The sequence below is a fragment of the Methylobacterium sp. B1 genome (assembly GCF_000333255.1).
Lineage (GTDB): Bacteria > Pseudomonadota > Alphaproteobacteria > Rhizobiales > Beijerinckiaceae > Methylobacterium > Methylobacterium fujisawaense.
In genome coordinates this window covers 1-1,750 of the sequence record NZ_BACT01000181.1, presented here as the reverse complement: position 1 = coordinate 1,750, position 1,750 = coordinate 1, and the positions used below count along the sequence as shown (strand labels likewise).

The 1,750-nt window shown below is 69.5% G+C and carries 2 protein-coding genes; one reads left to right on the top strand and one right to left on the bottom strand.

The window, feature by feature from the left end; translation table 11 throughout:
- Positions 1 to 69: 69 nt before the first annotated feature.
- A complete protein-coding gene (locus I53_RS04915) occupies positions 70 to 1,116 on the bottom strand; it encodes a low specificity L-threonine aldolase (protein WP_043347325.1) in 1,047 nt (348 codons plus the stop codon).
- 222 nt (positions 1,117 to 1,338) lie between these two features.
- Here I53_RS04915 and rpsU point away from each other — a divergent pair, with 222 nt between their 5' ends.
- Positions 1,339 to 1,674: a 30S ribosomal protein S21 gene (gene rpsU / locus I53_RS04910; RefSeq protein ID WP_043347323.1), complete on the top strand. Its 336-nt coding sequence runs from the start codon at positions 1,339 to 1,341 to the stop codon at positions 1,672 to 1,674.
- Positions 1,675 to 1,750 lie beyond the last annotated feature (76 nt).

The following is a 1,750-nucleotide window of genomic DNA, read 5'->3' as shown; positions in this document are numbered from 1 at the left end:
CAGGAAAACCCGACACCAGCGTGGGAAACACCGTCGTGGGGGCGGCTCGGCACTCCCATGTCCACCCCGTCAGGCCGCCGCGGCGGCCAGCGTGCGCAGGTCCCGGACCAGCTCGTCCACCCGCTCGGGGCGGGCATCCCAGGCGAACATGAAGCGCGCCCCGCCGCCGATGAAGGTGTAGAACCGCCAGCCCCGGGCGCGCAGGCCCTCCATGGTGGCGGCCGGCATCGTCAGGAAGACGGCGTTCGCCTCCACGGGAAACAGCGCCCGCACCCCCGGCAGCCCGGCGACGGAGTCGGCGAAGTGCCGGGCGCAGGCATTGCCGTGGGCCGCATTCCTCAGCCACGCGCCGCTCTCCAGCATGCCGACCCAGGGGGCGGCGAGGAAGCGCATCTTCGACGCGAGCTGGCCGGCCTGCTTGCACCGGTAGCCGAAATCCTCGGCGAGCTTGCGGTCGAAGAACACCACCGCCTCGCCGGCATGCATGCCGTTCTTGGTCCCGCCGAAGCACAGGACATCGACACCCGACCGCCACGTCATGTCGGCCGGGCTGCAGCCCAGACTCGCGCAGGCATTGGCGAAGCGAGACCCATCCATGTGCAGGGCGAGCCCCAGCTCGCGGCAGGTCGCCGACAGCGCCCGCAGCTCGGCGAGGCTGTAGACCTGTCCCGTCTCGGTGGGCTGCGTGATCGTCACCACCCGAGGCCGCGGAAAGTGGATGTCGCTGCGGTTCTGGGCGAGCCCGCGGATCGCCTCCGGCGTGAGCTTGCCGCCCTCGGTCCGGACGGTGAGCAGCTTGGAGCCGTTGGAGAAGAATTCCGGCGCGCCGCACTCGTCGGTCTCCACATGGGCCGAATCGGCGCAGATCACGCTGTGGTAGGATTGGCACAGCGCGGCCAGGGCCAAGGCGTTGGCGGCGGTGCCGTTGAAGGCGAAGAACACCTCGCATTCGGTCTCGAACAGGTCCCGGAACGCGTCCGCCGCCTTGGCCGTCCAGGCATCCTCGCCATAGGCCGGGGCGTGGCCGCGATTGGCCGCCTCCATGGCTCCCCAGGCTTCCGGGCAGATGCCGGAATAGTTGTCGCTGGCGAATTGCTGCGAGTCGTCGTGTCTCATCCGCGCAACCTAGCACGGCGCAGACGCAGATGGATCGCGCGGGCAGGTTGGAACTGGTGCGCGCTTGGTGTAATAGCCCCGTCAAGGCGTGAGCTCCACGCCGATTCGGAAACCGACGTTCCCGTCCCCCTCGGGTTCATCCCGGGCGAGGGACGTTGCCGGTTTCCAGATCGGCGGCGGGCCGCGTGAACCCAGAACTTCAGGTCCAGAGGATCAAGTCCGTTGCAGGTACTCGTTCGCGACAACAACGTCGATCAAGCGCTCCGCGTCCTCAAGAAGAAGATGCAGCGCGAGGGCATCTTCCGCGAGATGAAGCAGCGCAAGGCTTATGAGAAGCCGTCCGTGCGCAAGGCCCGCGAGAAGGCGGAGGCCGTGCGCCGCGCCCGCAAGCAGGCTCGCAAGACCGCTATCCGCGAGGGCCTGATCGCCGCGCCGAAGCCGAAGCCCCGTTTCCCCGCCGGCAGCCGTCGTCCCGGCTTCCCGTCGCCGTCCGCTGCGCCGGCTCAGGGCGCCAACGCCTCGGGTCAGACCCCGGTCAGCCCGGCTCCCGCCGCCTGAGCGACGTCACATCGGTTGTGAAAGAGCCCGGCCCGCGCAAGCGGCCGGGCTTTTTCTTGCGGCGCGCCCAGCCGGG